The organism is Actinomadura sp. NPDC049382 (assembly GCF_040677125.1).
GTDB classification, from domain to species: domain Bacteria; phylum Actinomycetota; class Actinomycetes; order Streptosporangiales; family Streptosporangiaceae; genus Spirillospora; species Spirillospora geliboluensis.
Genome location: NZ_JBFARO010000013.1, coordinates 24,208 through 41,240, shown reverse-complemented (window position 1 = coordinate 41,240; position 17,033 = coordinate 24,208). Strand labels below are relative to the sequence as shown.

General features: G+C 74.3%; 12 protein-coding genes. 6 read left to right on the top strand and 6 right to left on the bottom strand.

Annotation, left to right across the window (positions count from 1 at the left end):
- Positions 1–87 precede the first annotated feature (87 nt).
- The 3 genes from AB0K34_RS11475 to AB0K34_RS11465 are packed head-to-tail and all read left to right on the top strand — an operon-like array spanning position 88 to position 3,616.
- A complete protein-coding gene (locus tag AB0K34_RS11475; protein WP_364547639.1) occupies positions 88–1,062 on the top strand; it encodes an iron ABC transporter substrate-binding protein in 975 nt (324 codons plus the stop codon).
- A gap of 5 nt (positions 1,063–1,067) precedes the next feature.
- Positions 1,068–2,579 carry an iron ABC transporter permease gene (locus AB0K34_RS11470; RefSeq protein WP_364547636.1) on the top strand — a complete coding sequence of 504 codons (1,512 nt, stop codon included), beginning with the start codon at positions 1,068–1,070 and terminating at the stop codon, positions 2,577–2,579.
- The gene (locus AB0K34_RS11465; protein WP_364547634.1) at positions 2,576–3,616 is read left to right on the top strand and encodes an ABC transporter ATP-binding protein; all 1,041 of its coding nucleotides are present in this window, start codon (positions 2,576–2,578) and stop codon (positions 3,614–3,616) included. The genes AB0K34_RS11470 and AB0K34_RS11465 overlap by 4 nt, the downstream gene beginning before the upstream one ends.
- A 9-nt stretch (positions 3,617–3,625) precedes the next feature.
- On the opposite strand, the gene recX is transcribed toward AB0K34_RS11465, so the two are convergent.
- Together recX and recA are read right to left on the bottom strand one after the other, a co-directional pair.
- Positions 3,626–4,165: a recombination regulator RecX gene (gene recX / locus AB0K34_RS11460; RefSeq protein ID WP_301174369.1), complete on the bottom strand. Its 540-nt coding sequence runs from the start codon at positions 4,163–4,165 to the stop codon at positions 3,626–3,628.
- 154 nt (positions 4,166–4,319) lie between these two features.
- Positions 4,320–5,432 (bottom strand): recombinase RecA, encoded by a 1,113-nt coding sequence (gene recA, locus AB0K34_RS11455; RefSeq protein ID WP_364547632.1) that lies wholly within the window; start codon positions 5,430–5,432, stop codon positions 4,320–4,322.
- Between the two features lie 243 nt (positions 5,433–5,675).
- Here recA and AB0K34_RS11450 point away from each other — a divergent pair, with 243 nt between their 5' ends.
- Entirely contained in the window at positions 5,676–6,545 is an 870-nt protein-coding gene (locus tag AB0K34_RS11450) for an ATP-grasp domain-containing protein (protein WP_301174371.1), read from the top strand.
- Positions 6,546–6,551: 6 nt separating this feature from the next.
- Here AB0K34_RS11450 and AB0K34_RS11445 read toward each other — a convergent pair whose 3' ends face one another.
- Together AB0K34_RS11445 and AB0K34_RS11440 are read right to left on the bottom strand one after the other, a co-directional pair.
- Positions 6,552–6,746, bottom strand: a complete 195-nt coding sequence (locus AB0K34_RS11445) for a DUF3046 domain-containing protein (protein WP_138638433.1) — start codon at positions 6,744–6,746, stop codon at positions 6,552–6,554.
- 10 nt (positions 6,747–6,756) lie between these two features.
- A complete protein-coding gene (locus AB0K34_RS11440) occupies positions 6,757–8,034 on the bottom strand; it encodes an alpha/beta hydrolase (protein ID WP_364547629.1) in 1,278 nt (425 codons plus the stop codon).
- A gap of 119 nt (positions 8,035–8,153) precedes the next feature.
- Between AB0K34_RS11440 and AB0K34_RS11435 the strand changes: the two genes are divergently transcribed.
- Positions 8,154–12,821 carry a DEAD/DEAH box helicase gene (locus tag AB0K34_RS11435; RefSeq protein WP_364547627.1) on the top strand — a complete coding sequence of 1,556 codons (4,668 nt, stop codon included), beginning with the start codon at positions 8,154–8,156 and terminating at the stop codon, positions 12,819–12,821.
- A 49-nt stretch (positions 12,822–12,870) separates the two neighbouring features.
- Here the strand turns inward: AB0K34_RS11435 and secA2 are convergent, their stop codons facing one another.
- Positions 12,871–15,192, bottom strand: coding sequence for an accessory Sec system translocase SecA2 (gene secA2 / locus AB0K34_RS11430; protein WP_364547725.1), 2,322 nt, complete (start codon positions 15,190–15,192; stop codon positions 12,871–12,873).
- A gap of 240 nt (positions 15,193–15,432) precedes the next feature.
- On the opposite strand from secA2, the gene AB0K34_RS11425 reads away from it, so the two are divergent.
- Positions 15,433–15,567 (top strand): hypothetical protein, encoded by a 135-nt coding sequence (locus AB0K34_RS11425; protein ID WP_268843210.1) that lies wholly within the window; start codon positions 15,433–15,435, stop codon positions 15,565–15,567.
- An 80-nt stretch (positions 15,568–15,647) separates the two neighbouring features.
- On the opposite strand, the gene AB0K34_RS11420 is transcribed toward AB0K34_RS11425, so the two are convergent.
- A complete protein-coding gene (locus AB0K34_RS11420) occupies positions 15,648–16,874 on the bottom strand; it encodes an ROK family transcriptional regulator (protein ID WP_138633365.1) in 1,227 nt (408 codons plus the stop codon).
- Positions 16,875–17,033: the final 159 nt, after the last annotated feature.

Below are 17,033 nucleotides of genomic sequence, written 5' to 3'. Positions count from 1 at the left end.
GCTAAGCTCTCTGCCAAATCGCTTACCGACCCGCATCCCGAGGAAGCCATGCGAAACCCCCTGCGCCGTCTCACGTCCGCTCTGGCCATGACGGCTCTCGTATTGCCACTCGCCGCATGCGGCCTCGGGGGCGAGGCCGGCCTGGTCGTCTACTCCGGCCGCAACGAGGGCCTCGTGAAGCCCCTGCTGGAGAAGCTGGAGAAGGCCGTCGGCACCGACGTCGAGGTGCGCTACGGCTCCAGCGCCGAGCTGTCCGCCCAGCTCCTGGAGGAGGGCGACAAGACCAAGGCCGACCTGTTCCTCTCCCAGGACGCCGGCGCGCTCGGCGCCCTCGCCAAGGCCGGCCGCATGGAGAAACTGCCCCAGGCGTCCCTCGACAAGGTCGCCGCGCAGTTCCGCGGCGGCGCCGGCGACTGGGTCGGCGTCTCCGGCCGCGTCCGCGTGCTGGCCTACCACCCCGGGCAGGTCGCCAAGGCGCCCGACACCGTGCGCGACCTCGTCAAGCCGGAATGGAAGGGCAAGATCGCCTACGCGCCGACCAACGCGTCCTTCCAGGCGTTCGTCACCGGCATGCGCGTCCTGGACGGCGACGAGGCCACGCTCGCCTGGCTGAAGGGCCTGAAGGCCAACGGCGTCAAGGCCTACGACAACAACATCGCCGTGCTGGACGCGGTGAACTCCGGACAGGCCGCCCTCGGCCTCATCAACCACTACTACTGGTACGAGAAGGTCGCCGAGAAGGGCGCGGACGGCGTCACCGCCAAGCTGCACTACCTGCCCGGCGGCGACCCCGGCGCCCTGATCAACGTCGCGGGCGTCGGCGTCCTCAAGGGCGCCGAGCACCGGGCGGCGGCGCTCAAGGCCGTCGACTACCTGCTGTCGCCCGAGGCGCAGACCTACTTCAGCGACGAGACCAAGGAGTACCCGCTGGCCGCCGGCGTCACCAGCACCGTCCCCGGCCTGCCTCCGCTGGACTCGCTGAAGGCCCCCCGGATCGACCTCGGCGAACTCGATTCGCTGCAGCGGACCCTGGCGATGCTGCGCGAAGCGGGGATGGTCTGACCCGCATGACCGCGGCTCGCGCCCCCCGGATCCTGCTCGCTCCGGCGTGCCTGGCCGGGGCCCTCGCCCTGCTGCCCCTCGGCTACCTGGCCGTGCGGGCGCTGGAGCGGGGCCCCGGCTTCGCCTGGTCGGTGATCACCACCGAGGGCACCGGGCTGCTCCTCGTCCGCAGCCTGGCGCTGGCCGCCGTCGTGGTGACCGCCTGCCTCGTCCTCGGCATCTCGCTGGCGTGGCTCACCGTGCGCACCGCGCTGCCCGGCGCCCGTGCCTGGGCGGTGCTCGCCACCCTCCCGCTGGCCGTGCCCAGCTACGTGGCCGCCTTCGCCTGGCTGTCCGCAGTGCCGGGCATGTCGGGATTCACTGGTTCTGCGGTGTCGCTGACCCTGGTCAGCTACCCCTACGTCCTCCTCCCGGTCGCCGCCGCGCTGCGCGGCATCGACCCCGCGCAGGAGGAGACGTCCCGGTCCCTCGGCGCGGGCCCGGTGCGGACGTTCCGCCGCGTCACCCTCCCCCAGCTCCGTCCGGCCGCGGCCGGCGGCGGGCTGCTCGTCGCGCTGTACGTCCTGTCCGACTTCGGCGCGGTGTCGCTGATGCGGTACGACACGTTCACCCGCGGCATCTACACCTCCTACCAGGCCAGCTTCGACCGCACCCCGGCCGCCGCGCTGAGCGCGGTCCTCGTCGTGCTGACCATCGGCGTCGTCGCCCTGGAGACCCGGACCCGCGGACGGCGCGGGCACGCCCGGACCGGCGGCGGAACCGCCCGGCCGTCCGCTCCGGTCCCGCTCGGCCGGGCGGCGGCGCCCGCCCTCGCCTGGTGCGGCGCCGTCGCCGCGGCCGCCGTCGCCTTCCCGCTGGGCACGCTCGCCTACTGGCTGGTGACCGGGAACCGCGCCGGCTGGGACCCCGCCGGGCTGCTGAGCACCGCGGGCGTCACCCTCGCCGTGGCGGGCGCGGGCGCCGCGCTCACCACCGCGCTCGCCCTGCCCGTCGGGGTCCTCGCCGCCCGCCACCGGGGGCGGGCCGCCGAGCTGATCGAGCAGGCCGCCTACGCCGGGCACGCGCTGCCCGGCATCACCGTCGCCCTGGCCCTGGTCTTCTTCGCCGTCCGCTACGCCACCCCGATCTACCAGGAGCTGCCGCTGCTGGTCTGCGCCTACGCGGTGCTGTTCCTGCCGGTCGCGGTCGCCGCCACCCGCGCCGCCGTGCTGCAGTCGCCGCCCGTCCTGGAGGACGTCGCCCGCTCGCTCGGCCGCGGCCCGCTGCGCGTGCTCCGGGCGGTGACCGTACCGCTGGCGGCCCCCGGCGTCGCGGCGGGCGCGGCGCTGACCTTCGTGATCTGCATGAAGGAGCTGCCCGCGACCCTGCTGCTGCGCCCCACCGGCATGGACACCCTCGCCACCCGGCTCTGGACGGAGACGGGTACCGCCTCCTACTCCGCCGCCGCCCCGTACGCGGCCGCGCTGATCCTGCTCGCGGCCGTCCCCTCCTACCTCCTCGGAAGACAGCGCCCGTGAGCGAGTTGCGAATCGAAGGCCTGACCAAGGCGTACGGCCCCGAGGGGGCCGTCCTGGACGGGCTCGACCTCACCGTCCCCGGCGGCTCCCTGGCCGCCGTCCTCGGCCCGTCCGGCTGCGGGAAGACCACCCTGCTCCGGATCGTGGCGGGCTTCCTGCGCGCCGACGCGGGCACCGTCACCGTGGGCGGACGCGCCCTCACCGCCCCCGGGACGCACGTCCCGCCGGAGCGCCGCCGCATCGGCATCGTGCCCCAGGAGGGCGCGCTGTTCCCGCACCTGAGCGTGGCCCGCAACGTCGCCTTCGGCGTGACCGACCGCGCCGCGCGGCACCGCCGCACCGAGGAGATGCTCGAACTGGTCGGCCTCGCCGGGTACGGCCGCCGGATGCCGCACGAGCTGTCCGGCGGCCAGCAGCAGCGGGTCGCGCTGGCCCGGGCCCTGGCCCCGGAGCCCGCGCTGGTCCTGCTCGACGAGCCGTTCAACGCGCTGGACAGCGCGCTGCGCGCCGGGATACGCGCCGACGTCCGCGCCGCCCTGCGCACCATCGGCGCCACCGCCCTCCTCGTCACCCATGACCAGCAGGAGGCCCTGTCCACCGCCGACCTCGTCGCGGTCGTCCACGCCGGGCGCGTCGCCCAGTGCGGTACCCCGCAGGAGGTGTACGGCCGGCCCGCGAGCCCGTGGGTCGCGGGCTTCGTCGGCGACGCCGTGCTCCTGCCGGGCACCGCCTCGGACGGCACCGCCACAACCGCCCTCGGCACGGTCGTGCTGAGCAGGCCCGCCGGGGCCGCCGGCGACGGCACGGTGATCCTGCGCCCCGAGCAGCTACGGCTCACCGAGGCCGGCGGGACCGCCCCGGGCGGGACGGTGACCGACGTCCGCTACTACGGGCACGACGCCATGGTCACCGTTTCGGTCGAGGGGCTCGCGGCCCCCGTCGACATCCGGGTCGACGGCCACGTACAGCTGCGCCCCGGCGACCCCACCGGCCTCCGCCTCACCGGCGAGGCCACCTTCCACTCCACCCCCTCCTGACCCCGGCCGTCAGTCGATGGGGTCGGGCGGGGCGGGGACGGTGTCGGGGTCGGTGCCCTCGTCGGCGAGGGCCTCTCTCACCACGCGGTAGGAGAGGCCGGGCGGGTAGCCCTTGCGGGCGAGCATGCCGACGAGGCGGCGCATGCGCTTGGCGGGGTCGGCGCCGCGGGTGGCGGGCAGCCTGCGGACGACCAGGGCGCGGGCGGTCTCCTCCTCCTGGGCCGGGTCGAGGGTCTCGACGGCCTCGTTGACGGTGTCGTCGGCGACGCCGCGCCGGCGGAGTTCGGCGGCCAGGGCGCGCTTGGCCAGGCCGCGGCCGCTGTGGCGGGACTGGACCCAGGCCTGCGCGAACGCCTCGTCGTCGATCAGGCCGACGTCGGTGAAGCGCGCGAGGACCCGGTCGGCGACGTCGTCGGGGACGTCCTTGCGGCGGAGGGCGTCGGCGAGCTGGGCGCGGGTGCGCGGCGACGCCGAGAGGAGGCGCAGGCACACCTCGCGCGCCCTGGCCTCCGGGTCGCCGCCCTCGGTGGCGCGCGGGGCCGGGCTCATCGGCCGCCGCGCCCGGTGACCGCCGTGGGAGCGGCGGCGCCATCGGGGAAGGTCCGGGCACCGGTCCTGCGGTGCCCGGTAAGGCGCCGCCGCCCTGCATAGGAGATCATCGCTTACTCTTCGTCAAGAGTCACCCATATCAGGGGATTCCTTGTCAGGAATCACCCGTCTTGGTGGCCTTCGCGGTCTTCTTCGCGGCGGTGGTCTTGACCGCGGGCGCGGGGGCCGGGGCGGCGTCCGGGGCCGCCGCGGGCGCGGCCTCCTTGTCGACCTTGGGGCCGATGCCCAGCTTCTCCTTGATCTTCTTCTCGATGCCGTCCGCCAGGTCGGGGTTGGCCTTGAGGAAGTTGCGGGCGTTCTCCTTGCCCTGGCCGAGCTGGTCGCCGTCGTAGGTGTACCAGGCGCCGGACTTGCGGACGAAGCCGTGCTCCACGCCGAGGTCGATCAGGCCGCCCTCGCGGCTGATGCCCTGGCCGTAGAGCAGGTCGAAGTCGGCGACGCGGAACGGCGGGGCCATCTTGTTCTTGACGACCTTGACGCGGACCCGGTTGCCGACGGCCTCGGTGCCGTCCTTCAGGGTCTCGATGCGGCGGACGTCCAGCCGGACCGAGGCGTAGAACTTCAGCGCCCGGCCGCCGGTGGTCGTCTCGGGCGAGCCGAACATGACGCCGACCTTCTCGCGGAGCTGGTTGATGAAGATGGCGGTGGTCTTGGTCTGGTTGATCGCGCCGGTGAGCTTGCGCAGCGCCTGCGACATCAGGCGGGCCTGGAGGCCGACGTGGCTGTCGCCCATCTCGCCCTCGATCTCGGCGCGGGGGACGAGCGCGGCGACGGAGTCGATGACGACGATGTCGATCGCGCCGGAGCGGATCAGCATGTCGGTGATCTCCAGGGCCTGCTCGCCGGTGTCGGGCTGGGAGACCAGCAGGGCGTCGATGTCGACGCCGAGCTTGGCGGCGTACTCGGGGTCGAGCGCGTGCTCGGCGTCGACGAACGCGGCGATGCCGCCCTTCTTCTGCACGCTCGCCACGGCGTGCAGCGCGATGGAGGTCTTGCCGGAGCCCTCGGGGCCGTACACCTCGACGACGCGGCCGCGCGGCAGGCCGCCGATGCCGAGCGCGATGTCGAGGGAGATCGCGCCGGTCGGGATCACCTCGACGGGCGCCCGGGCCTCCTCGCCCATCCGCATGACCGACCCCTTGCCGAACTGCCGCTCGATCTGGGCGAGTGCGGTCTCGAGAGCCTTCTCCCGGTCGTTCGCTGCCATTGAGATGTCCTTCTCGTCGTGACTGTCGGCTCTCGGCCGCTGCTTGCGATGTCGAGGGCGACGTTACGGCGGGCCACCGACACTTTCGAGCGCCCGGCGCGATTGTGGACGACGCCGCGTGCCGGGACCAGCCTACCGAACATCCGTTCGATCATCGTCCGGTATGGCGATTTGGACGGGAATCGCCGTGCGTTCCATGGTCCCGACCCCGTACGCTGGCGCCGTCCACGGAGGGTTCCAATCATGACGCTGACCGTCCTCTTCTGCGTCGATCCGCTCCATCCCCGGCGCGTTGACCCCCACTTCTCCCGCGAGGCCGAGGCCGTCCGGGACCACTACGGCGAGACGGCCCTGATCGACCACGACGCGCTGCGGCGCGGGGACGTGGAGGACGCGATCGGCGCCGTGCCCGCCGGCCTGGGCCCGGTCTGGTACCGAGGCTGGATGCTGTCGGCGGGCGAATACGCCGCGATGGCCGCCGCCCTGAAGCAGCGCGGCACGGTGTTGCTCACGCACCCGGACGACTATAGGCGCGCCCATGAGCTGCCGGGCTGGCACGAGACGTTCGCCGGGCTGACCCCGAACAGCGTGTGGCGCCCCCTGGGCACCGGCCAGGATCCGGGCGATCCCAGTGAGCTGGCCGAGCTGGTCCGGCCGCTGCGGAGCGGGCCGGGCATCGTCAAGGACTACGTGAAGTCGTGCAAGCACGAGTGGGAGGAGGCGTGCTTCGTCCCGGACGTGAAGAACCTGCCCCGGCTGCACGACATCGCCTCCAAGATGGTCGCGCTGCGGGACGACCATCTGGCGGGCGGTCTCGTCGTCCGCGAGTTCGAGGAGTACGACGGCGCCGGCGAGGCGCGCGTGTGGTGGGTGGACGGCGAGCCCGCGCTGGTGGGGCCGCACCCTGACAGCCCCGGTGTGGAACTCGATCCCGATCTGACCGCCGTGGCTCCGGCCGTCCGCGCCCTGGGCTGCCGGTTCATCACCACGGATGTGGCCCGCCGGACGGACGGCGCCTGGCGCGTCGTGGAGGTCGGCGACGGCCAGGTCAGCGATCTGCCGTCGTCCGTGGACGCGATGGACCTCTACGCCCACCTGCCCGTCCCGGACTGACCGTCCCTAACGGAGGGTCGAGGGGACGTCGAAGGTGGCGACGACGGCCTGCCACACCCGCTTGGCAGATTCGCCGTCGGCGAGGGCCTGCTCGATGGTGCGGCCGCCCAGTTCCGCCATGACGTAGTCCTTGGCCACGCTCTGGGCATAGCTTTCGCCGAACTGCTGGTTCATCCGATCCCAGAACACTGTGAGCCGCACGCCCTCCACGCTATCCGACGGAGGGCTCCCCCAAGGACCGCGCGACCTCGTCGGGGACGTCCGGTCCGGTGCCCTGCCGGTACTGGCGGTGCAGGCCGGTCAGGTAGCGCTCGACGCCCTCGATGACGCGGGCCGTCCGGTAGGAGGGAAAGACGTCGAAGGCGTGCTGGGCGCCCTGCATCTCGGCGTAGACGACGGGTGACGCGGAGACTTCTCTGAGCCGTTCGACGAATCGCCGGGCCTCCGCCACGGGGATGAGCGAGTCACGGCTCCCGTGGATGACGAAGAAGGGCGGCGCGTCCTCGCTGATGTGCGTGACGGGGGACGCGTTGGCGTACACCTCGCGGTTCTCGGCGAAGGGCCTCTTGATGACCATCTTCTCCATGATGCGATTGGACCCCATGGGGGCGGGCCAGGGCCCCGCCTCGACGAGGTTGTAGACGCCGTAGAACGGGACGGCGCCCCGCACGCTCGTGTCGACGTCCTCGAAGCCCGGCTGGAATTCGGGCTCGTTCGCGGTCAGCGCCACCAGCGCGGTGAGGTGCCCGCCGGCCGATCCTCCGGTCACGCAGAGGAAGTCGGGGTCGGCCCCGTACTCCTCTGCGTGCTCCTTGTACCAGGCGAGGAAGTGCTTCAGGTCGATCAGATGCTCCGGCCAGGTGGCGCGCGGGCTGAGCCGGTAGTTGACGTTGAAGCCGACCCACCCCTGCAAGGCCATGTGGTTGAGCAGCGGCAGGCCCTGCTCGCGCTTGTCTCCGATGACCCACGCACCGCCGTGGATCTGCATGAGGCCCGGACGCAGCACACCATCGGCGGCGTCGGCCACGGGGCGGTACACGTCCAGCTTGAGGCGGAGCCGCCCTTCCTCGCGGTACAGGACGTTGCGGTCGACGCGCACGCCCTTGCGCGGGATCAGGCACAGCGGCGGGACGAAGAGCGGCGCCAGCGGGAAGCGGGGCGCGCCTTCAGGGTCCAGGTCGAGCGGTGTACCGCACTCCCGCAAGGTGACGACTGTACGGCGGGAGGCCGCGATGGTGGCCGCGACACCCGCCATCCCGGCGAGCGCCAGGACGAGGCCCGTCCAGCCGGCCCAGCCGTCCAGCCCTCCGAACCCGGCCACGAGAGAGGTGGCGATGGCCCACGTGACGAGCACATGGGGCGCCATCTCGATCGTCAGCCAGCCGAAGAAGAAGCCCGGCACGAGAAGCAGGCCGCCGCGCCGGGGAGCGTGCGCGTTGACCGCGGTCAACGCGAAGAGGATCCCGAGGGCGAGCAGGACGTAGGGCATCGCGGACTCCCTTGGGGTGTGCGTCCTACCGGTAGACCATGCCCGTACAAGCGCTTGCTTACAATGTGACGCCCACCACTCCCGCGCGTTCTGTCGGACCCGCGAGGCAGGATGGCGCCATGGGCGGTGACGTGCTCGAACGCTTCTCCCCGGCGACCCGCGCCTGGTTCTCCGGGGCGTTCGCCGCGCCCACGCCCGCGCAGGCCGGGGCGTGGGCGTCGATCGCGGGCGGCGACAACACGCTGGTCGTGGCGCCGACGGGGTCCGGCAAGACCCTGGCGGCGTTCCTGTGGTCCCTCGACCGGCTCGCCACCGAGCCCGTCCCCGACGACCCGCTGCGGCGCTGCCGCGTCCTGTACGTGTCGCCGCTGAAGGCGCTCGCGGTCGACGTCGAGCGCAACCTGCGCGCCCCGCTGACGGGCATCCGGCACGCGGCGCGGCGGCTCGACCTGCCGGAACCGGGCGTCCGGGTGGGGATGCGGTCCGGCGACACCCCGGCCGACGAGCGCCGCCGGCTCGCCGTGAAACCGCCGGACATCCTGATCACCACGCCGGAGTCGCTGTTCCTGATCCTCACCTCGCGGGCGCGCGAGTCGCTGCGCGGCGTCGAGACCGTCATCGTCGACGAGGTGCACGCCGTGGCGGGCACCAAGCGCGGCGCGCACCTGGCGCTGTCCCTCGAACGCCTCGACGCGCTGCTCGAACGGCCCGCGCAGCGGATCGGCCTGTCGGCGACCGTCCGCCCCGCCGGCGAGGTGGCGGCGTTCCTCGGCGGGCCCCGGCCGGCGGCGGTCGTGCAGCCGCCGTCGGAGAAGGTGTTCGACCTCGACATCGTCGTCCCCGTGGAGGACATGGGCGAGGTCGGCCAGTTCGTGGACGACGCCGGTGCGGCCGACCCCCGCCAGCGCAGCATCTGGCCCCATGTCGAGGACCGCCTCCTCGACCTCATCCAGGCCCACCGCTCGACGCTGGTGTTCGCGAACTCGCGGCGGCTGGCCGAACGGCTCTGCGGACGGCTGAACGAACTCGCCTACGAGCGCGCGACGGGCGAGCCCCTGCCCGAAGACCACTCCCCCGCCGCGACGATGGCGCAGGCGGGCGCCGCCAGGGGCGCGCCCATGGAGATCGCCAGGGCGCACCACGGCTCGGTGTCCAAGGAGGAGCGGGCCGGCATCGAGAACGCGCTGAAGGAGGGGCGCCTCCCGGCGGTCGTGGCGACGTCCAGCCTGGAGCTGGGCATCGACATGGGCGCCGTCGACCTGGTCGTCCAGGTGGAGTCGCCGCCGTCGGTGGCCAACGGCCTCCAGCGGGTCGGGCGCGCGGGCCACCAGGTCGGCGCCGTGTCCAAGGGCGTCATCTTCCCCAAGTACCGGGGCGACCTCGTCCAGACGACGGTGGTGGCCGAGCGCATGCGCGGCGGCGAGATCGAGGAGCTGCGCTACCCGCGCAACCCCCTCGACGTCCTCGCGCAGCAGATCGTCGCGATGGTCTCCATGGACGAGTGGGCCGTCGATGACCTCGAATCGCTGGTGAAGCGCGCCGCGCCCTACGCGACGCTCCCGCGCTCGGCGCTGGAGGCGTGCCTGGACATGCTCGCCGGCCGCTACCCCAGCGACGAGTTCGGCGAGCTGCGCCCCCGCCTCGTCTGGGACCGCGTCACCGGCCTCCTGCGCGACCGCCCCGGCGCGCAGCGCCTCGCCGTGACCAGCGGCGGGACGATCCCCGACCGCGGCCTGTTCGGGGTGTTCCTCGTCGGCGAGAAGTCCTCCCGGGTGGGCGAGCTGGACGAGGAGATGGTCTACGAGTCCCGCGTCGGCGACGTGTTCGTCCTCGGCGCCAGCTCGTGGCGCATCGAGGACATCACGCCCGACCGGGTGCTCGTCTCGCCCGCGCCCGGCCAGCCCGGCAAGCTGCCGTTCTGGCACGGCGACACCCTCGGCCGCCCCGCCGAGCTGGGCCGCGCGCTCGGCGCGTTCACCCGCGAGCTGGCCGGCCTGCCCGCCGAGCGGGCGCGAGAGCGCGCGTCCGCCGCCGGGCTGGACGCGTGGGCGTCCGCCAACCTCGTCTCCTACCTGGGCGAGCAGCGCGAGGCCACCGGGCACGTCCCCGACGACCGGACCATGGTCGTCGAGCGGTTCCGCGACGAGCTCGGCGACTGGCGGATGGTCGTCCACTCCCCGCTGGGCGCGCGTGTGCACGCGCCCTGGGCGCTCGCCATGGCGGGCCGCCTGCGCGAGCGGTACGGCGTCGACGCCCAGGCCATGCACGCCGACGACGGCATCGTCATCCGCATCCCCGACATGGACGAGCCGCCCAGCCTCGACCTCGCCGTCTTCGACGCCGACGACGTCGAGCGCGTCGTCGTCGACGAGCTGGGCGGCTCGGCGCTGTTCGCGGCGCGGTTCCGCGAGTGCGCCGCCCGCTCGCTGCTGCTGCCCCGGCGCCGTCCCGACAAGCGCATGCCGCTCTGGCAGCAGCGCCAGCGCGCCGCGCAACTGCTCGCCGTCGCGAGCAAGTACCCGTCGTTCCCGATCGTGCTGGAGACGATGCGCGAGTGCCTGCAGGACGTGTTCGACGTCCCGGGCCTGGTGCAGCTCATGCGCGACCTGTCGGGACGCAAGGTCCGCATGGTCGAGGTGGAGACGCCCGAGCCGTCGCCCTACGCCCGCTCCCTGCTGTTCCACTACGTCGGCGCGTTCATGTACGAGGGCGACTCCCCGCTCGCCGAGCGCCGCGCCCAGGCCCTCGCGCTCGACTCGGCGCTGCTCGCCGAGCTCCTCGGCCAGGCCGACCTGCGCGAGCTGCTCGACCCGGACGCGGTCGCCGACACCGAGCGCGAACTCCAGCGCCTCGCGCCCGACCGCCGCGCCCGCGACCTGGAGGGCGTCGCCGACCTGCTCCGCGCCCTCGGCCCGCTCACCACGGCGGAGGTCGCCGACCGCACGCTCTCCACCGCGCGCGGCCGCCCGGACACCGGCGACGGCGCGCTCGCGGTGGACGATTCTGGCGCGCTCGTCCCCGCCGACCCGCCGGACGGTCCGGAGTCGCCGCCGCCCGCCGCTTCGGAGGCGGCGGGATGGCTGGTGGAGCTGGAGGGCACGCGGCGGGCGATCCGGGTGCGGATCGCGGGCGAGGAGCACTGGGCCGCGATCGAGGACGCCGGGCGGCTGCGCGACGCGCTCGGCGCGCCGCTGCCGGTGGGCGTCCCGGAGGCGTTCCTCGAACCGGTGGACGACCCGCTCGGCGACCTGGTGTCGCGGTACGCGCGCACGCACGGGCCGTTCCGCGCGGCCGGGGCCGCCGCCCGCTTCGGTCTGGGCGTCGCCGTGGTCACCGAGACGCTGCGCCGGCTGGCGGGCGCGGGGCGGGTCGTGGAGGGCGAGTTCCTGCCGGTCGAGGCGGTGGCGGGCCCGCTGACGACCGAGTGGTGCGACGCCGGCGTCCTGCGCATGCTGCGGCGCCGCAGCCTGGCCCGGCTCCGCGCCGAGGTGGAGCCGTCCCCGCCGGAGTCGCTCGGCCGCTTCCTGCCGGTCTGGCACGGCATCGCGGGCGGGTCGCGGCTGCGCGGCATCGACGCGCTCGTCCAGGCGGTCGAGCAGCTGCAGGGCGCGGCCGTCCCGGCGTCGGCGCTGGAGTCGCTGGTCCTGCCGTCCCGCGTCGCCGGCTACACCCCCGCCATGCTGGACGAGCTGACGTCCGCGGGCGAGGTCGTGTGGGCGGGGCAGGGCGGGCTGCCGGGCGGCGACGGCTGGGTGGCGCTCTACCTGGCCGACACCGCGCCGCTGCTCATGCCGGAGCCCGCGGAGATCACCCTCACGCCCGTGCACCAGGCGGTCCTGGACGCCCTCGGCGACGGCGGCGCCCACTTCTTCCGCACGCTGTCCGACCGGGTGAACGCGGACGTCACCGCGGGCGACGCCGACCTCGTCACCGCCGTGTGGGACCTCGTGTGGTCCGGGCACCTCACCAACGACACGATGGCGCCGCTGCGGGCCGCGCTGGGGTCCGGCCGCCCGACGCACCGGTCCCGGACGACGCGGCGCGGCCGGCCCGTGCTGCCGTCCCGGACGGGCCCGCCGACGGTCGCCGGGCGCTGGTGGCCGCTCCCCGCGCGGGAGGCCACCGCGACGCTGCGCTCGCACGCCCTCGCCGAGGCGCTCCTGGAGCGGTACGGCATCGTCATCCGCGGCGCCGTCGCCGCCGAGCGCACCCCCGGCGGCTTCTCCGCCGTCTACCCGGTGCTGCGCGCGTTCGAGGAGACGGGCCGCTGCCGCCGCGGCTACTTCGTGGAGGGCCTGGGCGCCGCCCAGTTCGCCCTGCCGGGCGCCGTCGACCGCCTCCGCGCGCTCCGCCCGACGTCCGCTCCCCCGGACGACATCTCCGCGCTCTGGGAGACGCCCCGCAGACCCGACGTCCGCGCCCTCGTGCTGGCCGCCGCCGACCCCGCCAACCCGTACGGGGCGGCGCTGCCGTGGCCGGGGCGCGACGACGAGGTCGCGAGCGGCCACAAGCCGGGCCGCAAGGCGGGCGCGCTGGTGGTGCTCGTCGAGGGCCGCCTCGTCCTCTACGTCGAGCGCGGCGGCCGCACCCTGCTCACCTGGGACGACGACCCGGACGTCCTGCAGCCGGCGGTGGACGCGCTGGCGCTGGCCGTCCGCGAGGGGGCCCTCGGCAAGCTGACCGTCGAGCGCGCCGACGGCGAGTCGATCAACGACTCCCCGCTGGCCGCCGCCCTGGAGTCGGCGGGCTTCCACCCGACCCCCAGGGGCCTGCGCCTGCGCACCTGACCCCGGATCGGCATCGCGCCCGCCCCGGCGGTCCGGGTCGCCGGCTCGGTCAGCGGCGGCGCTTGAACATGGCGATCAGGCCGCGGAGGGCGCGCTCGTCCATGGAGCCGAACGGGTTGTCGTGGACGAGGTAGGTCCAGGTCGCGGAGGGGCGTTTCAGGCCGGCGGCGTCGAGGTCGATGCCGTCCTCGGTGGCGGTGAGGCCCTCGAAGGCGGCGACGGCCCGCGCGCGGGCGTCGCCGAGGAGGCGCTTGCCCGCCGGGACGGCCTCCCGGTTGAACTCCACCAGCGGGTCGAGGCCGCGGCCGAGGGAGCGCAGGTGGATGCCCTCGCGCAGGTCGGCGAGGAAGGCCAGGTGCTCGGCCCAGCAGCGGTCCAGCTGGTAGAGGACGATCTGGCGGGCGGCGGCGGCCACCGCGTCGGCGCCGGCGGTCTTGGTGAGCTCGGCGTGCTTCGCGGGCGCGGCGTCGGCCATCGCGCGGTCGGCGGCGTCGCCGTTCAGGACGGCGTCGCGTTCGGTGAGCAGCTCGCGGCGCTGCAGCCCGATGAGGTGGTTGTAGCGCCAGGTGTTGCGGTGCAGTTCGAGGTCGACGCCTTCGGCGACGCGCTGGGCGTGGCCGACGATCCAGTGGGCGCCCTTGTCGGTGATCAGCCCGTCGTCGCCAGCCGCGGCCCTGCTCGTCTCGTCGGGGGCGTAGCGGGTGACGAGGTCGTCCTGGAGGCTGGTGAAGAAGACCGAGGCGCCGGGGTCGCCCTGCCGGCCGGCGCGGCCGCGGAGCTGGCCGTCCAGGCGGCTGCTGTGGTAGCGGCCGGTGCCGATGACGAGCAGGCCGCCCGCCTCGGCGACCCGGTCGTGGTCGGCGCCGGCCGCGTCGGCGGGCGCGGTGCCGGGCGCGGCGGACGGGCTGCCGCCGAGGCGGATGTCGGTGCCGCGGCCCGCCATCTGGGTGGAGACGGTGATCGCGCCGTACGCGCCCGCCTCGGCGATGATCGCGGCCTCCTCGGCGTCGTTCTTGGCGTTGAGCACGACCCGGTCGAGCCCGGCGCGGGCGAGGCTGCGGGCGAGCCGCTCGGACTCGGCGACGTCGCCGGTGCCGACCAGGACCGGGCGCCCGGCGGCGTGCGCGGCGGCGATCTCCTCGACGATCGCGACCTCCTTGTCGGCGGCGGTCGCGTAGAGCCGGTCAGGGCGGTCGTCGCGGACGCAGGGCCGGTTCGGCGGGACCACCGCGATCTGCAGCCCGTAGAACTCGGTGAGCTGGCCGGACACGGCCATCGCGGTGCCGGTCATGCCGCACCGGACGGGGTAGCGGCCGATCAGCTCCTGCACGGTGATCGAGTCGAGGATCTCGCCGCTCGGGGACGCTTCGAGGGCCTCCTTCGCCTCGACCGCGGCCTGCAGGCCGTCCGGCCAGCGCTGCAGCAGCGCGACCCGGCCGCGCGACTCGCTGATCAGCTTCACGGCGCCGTCCCGGACGATGTAGTCCACGTCGCGGTGCAGCAGGACCTCGGCGTGCAGGGCGACGTTGACGGCGGTGAGGGTGCGCAGGTTCTCGGGGGCGTACAGGTCGAGGCCGAGGACGCGCTCCACCTCGCGGGTCCCGGCGGCGGTGAGCTGGACGTTGCGCGCCTCGTCGTCGGTGGCGTAGTGCAGGCCGGGGCGCAGCCGCCGGGCGAGGTCGGCGTACCGGGGGTCGGCGGCGTCGAGGTCGGCGGCGCCGGCGAGGACGAGCGGCACCATGGCCTCGTCCACGAGCACCGAGTCGGCCTCGTCGATCAGCGCGACGGACGGCTCGGGCAGCACGGCGTCGGCGGCGTCGGTGACGAGCCGGTCCCGGAGGAGGTCGAACCCGACCTCGCTGACCGGCGCGTACGTCACGTCGGCCCGGTAGGCGGCGCGGCGCTCGTCCGGCGTGGACGACTGGCCGACCCAGGCGACCGTCACGCCCAGCATCGCGTAGAGCGGGCCCATCCACTCGGCGTCGCGGCGGGCCAGGTAGTCGTTGACCGACATCGCGTGGACCCGGCGGCCGCGCAGCGCGTACCCGGCGGCGGCGAGGGCCCCGGAGAGGGTCTTGCCCTCGCCGGTGGCCATCTCGGCGACGTGCCCGGACAGCAGCGCGAGCGTCCCGGTCAGCTGGACGTCGTAGGGCCGCTCCCCGAGCGTCCGGCGGGCGGCCTCCCGGCCGAGGGCGCACAGCTCCGCGAGGTCCTCCTTCTCGCGGAGGGCGGCCGCGGCCGCGGTCAGTTCGGCGTCGGACAGCTCCCGGACCCGCGCCTCGCGGGCGCCCGCCTCCGCCACCAGGGCGCGGAAGGGCGCCAGGTCGACGCTGCCGGGCTTCTGGACGAGCCGCCGCAGCCGGTCACGCAGCGCCACGGCGGGCCCCTGGTTCTTCGCTCACGGTTCCCCCAACGGCGGGTACGGGACGGTCGTTCCCCTCCATGATCCCAGGGGAACCCCGCCCGCGGACCAGGGTGATCTCCACAGTTGGTCTGACCTCGAATTCATTCCTCGGACGGATCCCGCGGCCCCCTCTCCTTTGAGAGCATGAGGGCATCACGGGGTTTGCGGTGGCCGAGGGGAAGCGCCACCGCGGAACGGGGTTTCGCCATGACACCTACGGCTCGGAAGGCCGCCGCGCTCCGGCGCAAGAGACAGATCATCAGCCAGACCGTCATCGACCGCGCGCTGAACGACCCGCGGCGCCACAAGGAGGCCGCCGTCGCGGCGGCGGCCGCCAAGTAGGCCCCGAACAGGCTGTAACGCGAAGTGCCCCCGCCGGGCGGCGGGGGCACTTCGCGTTTCGCGTTTCACCGGCGTGCCCGCTAGGACGCGCCGTCCGCCGAGAACACGTCGTCGCGGGCCTGCTGCAGCGCCGCGTACAGGGCGCCGCGCAGCACGGGGTTGCCCTCGACCTCGGTGACGGCGACCTCGGGGCGGGTCGGGCTGATCCGGCCGACGATCCGCTCGATGCGGGTGGCGAGGGGCCGCCCGCCGGCCCGGCCGAGGCTGCCCGACAGCACGACGAGCCCCGGGTCCAGCACGATGTTGACCGAGGTGACGCCGTAGGAGATGCGGTTGGCGAGCGCGTCCAGGAACGCGCCGCCGAGCGCCTCGTCGGCGGCGGCCGCGCTGACGCAGTCGAACGCGGTGGCCTCGGTGATCCCGTGCTCGTGGGCGAGGGCGCGGACCGCGTCCGCGCCGACCAGCGCGCCGTAGCCGCCGGCGAGCGTGGGGATGCCCCAGGTCGTCGACTCGGTGACGCCCTGCTCGTCGCGCGGGCCGCGGCGGGCGGCGCCGAGCGGCAGCGGCGCGCCGGGAACCGGCAGGTAGCCGATCTCCCCGGCGCCGCCCCACCGGCCGCGGTGCAGCCGGCCGCCGAGCATGACCGACAGGCCCATGCCGCGGTCGAACCACATCAGCGCGAAGTCGTCGGCATCCCGCGCCGAGCCGTAGGCCCGCTCGGCGATCGCGGCGAGGTTGACGTCGTTCTCTATGGTCACCGGCCGGCGCAGGTCGGTCTTCAGCGCGGCGAGGACGCCCTCGTGCCAGGACGGCAGGTCGAAGGAGAACTGGACGTCGCCGGAGCGGGGGTCGACGACGCCGGGCGTCCCGATGACGAAGGCGCTCAGCTTCGACACCGCGACCTTGGCGGAGCGGCACGCCTTGACGACGGCGTTGTGCACGACCTTCACCGGCTCGTCGGCGCCGTTCGGGTCGACGGTCACCTGGGCGGTGAGCTGCCCGGTGATGTCGGCGACGCCGGCGGTGACGCCGTCCGGCCCCACTTCCAGCCCGGCGACGTAGGCGCTGGACGGGACGACGGCGTACAGGGCGGCGTTGGGCCCGCGCCCTCCGGCCTGCTCACCGACGACCGAGACCAGCCCGCGCTCCTCCAGTCTCGACAACAGCTGGGATGCGGTTACCTTCGATAGCCCGGTGTGCTCGCCGATCTGCGCACGGGTCAGCGGGCCCTGCTCGACGAGCAGGTCCAGCGCCGCGCGGTCGTTGAGCTCACGCAGCAGCCTCGGCGTTCCCGGGCGTCTGGCCATGCCGGCCCCCTCGATGTCTCAATCCGCTAACGAGCAGTTTTGTTTAGGAAAGTTTCTTGTTAGTTTACGCCCAAGCGCCGACCGGTCCGGTACCCCGGACCGGGGGCGCGCGCAGTGCGCGGACTGGCGAGCAGGGCGCCCGCGAGCGATGCGAACGCG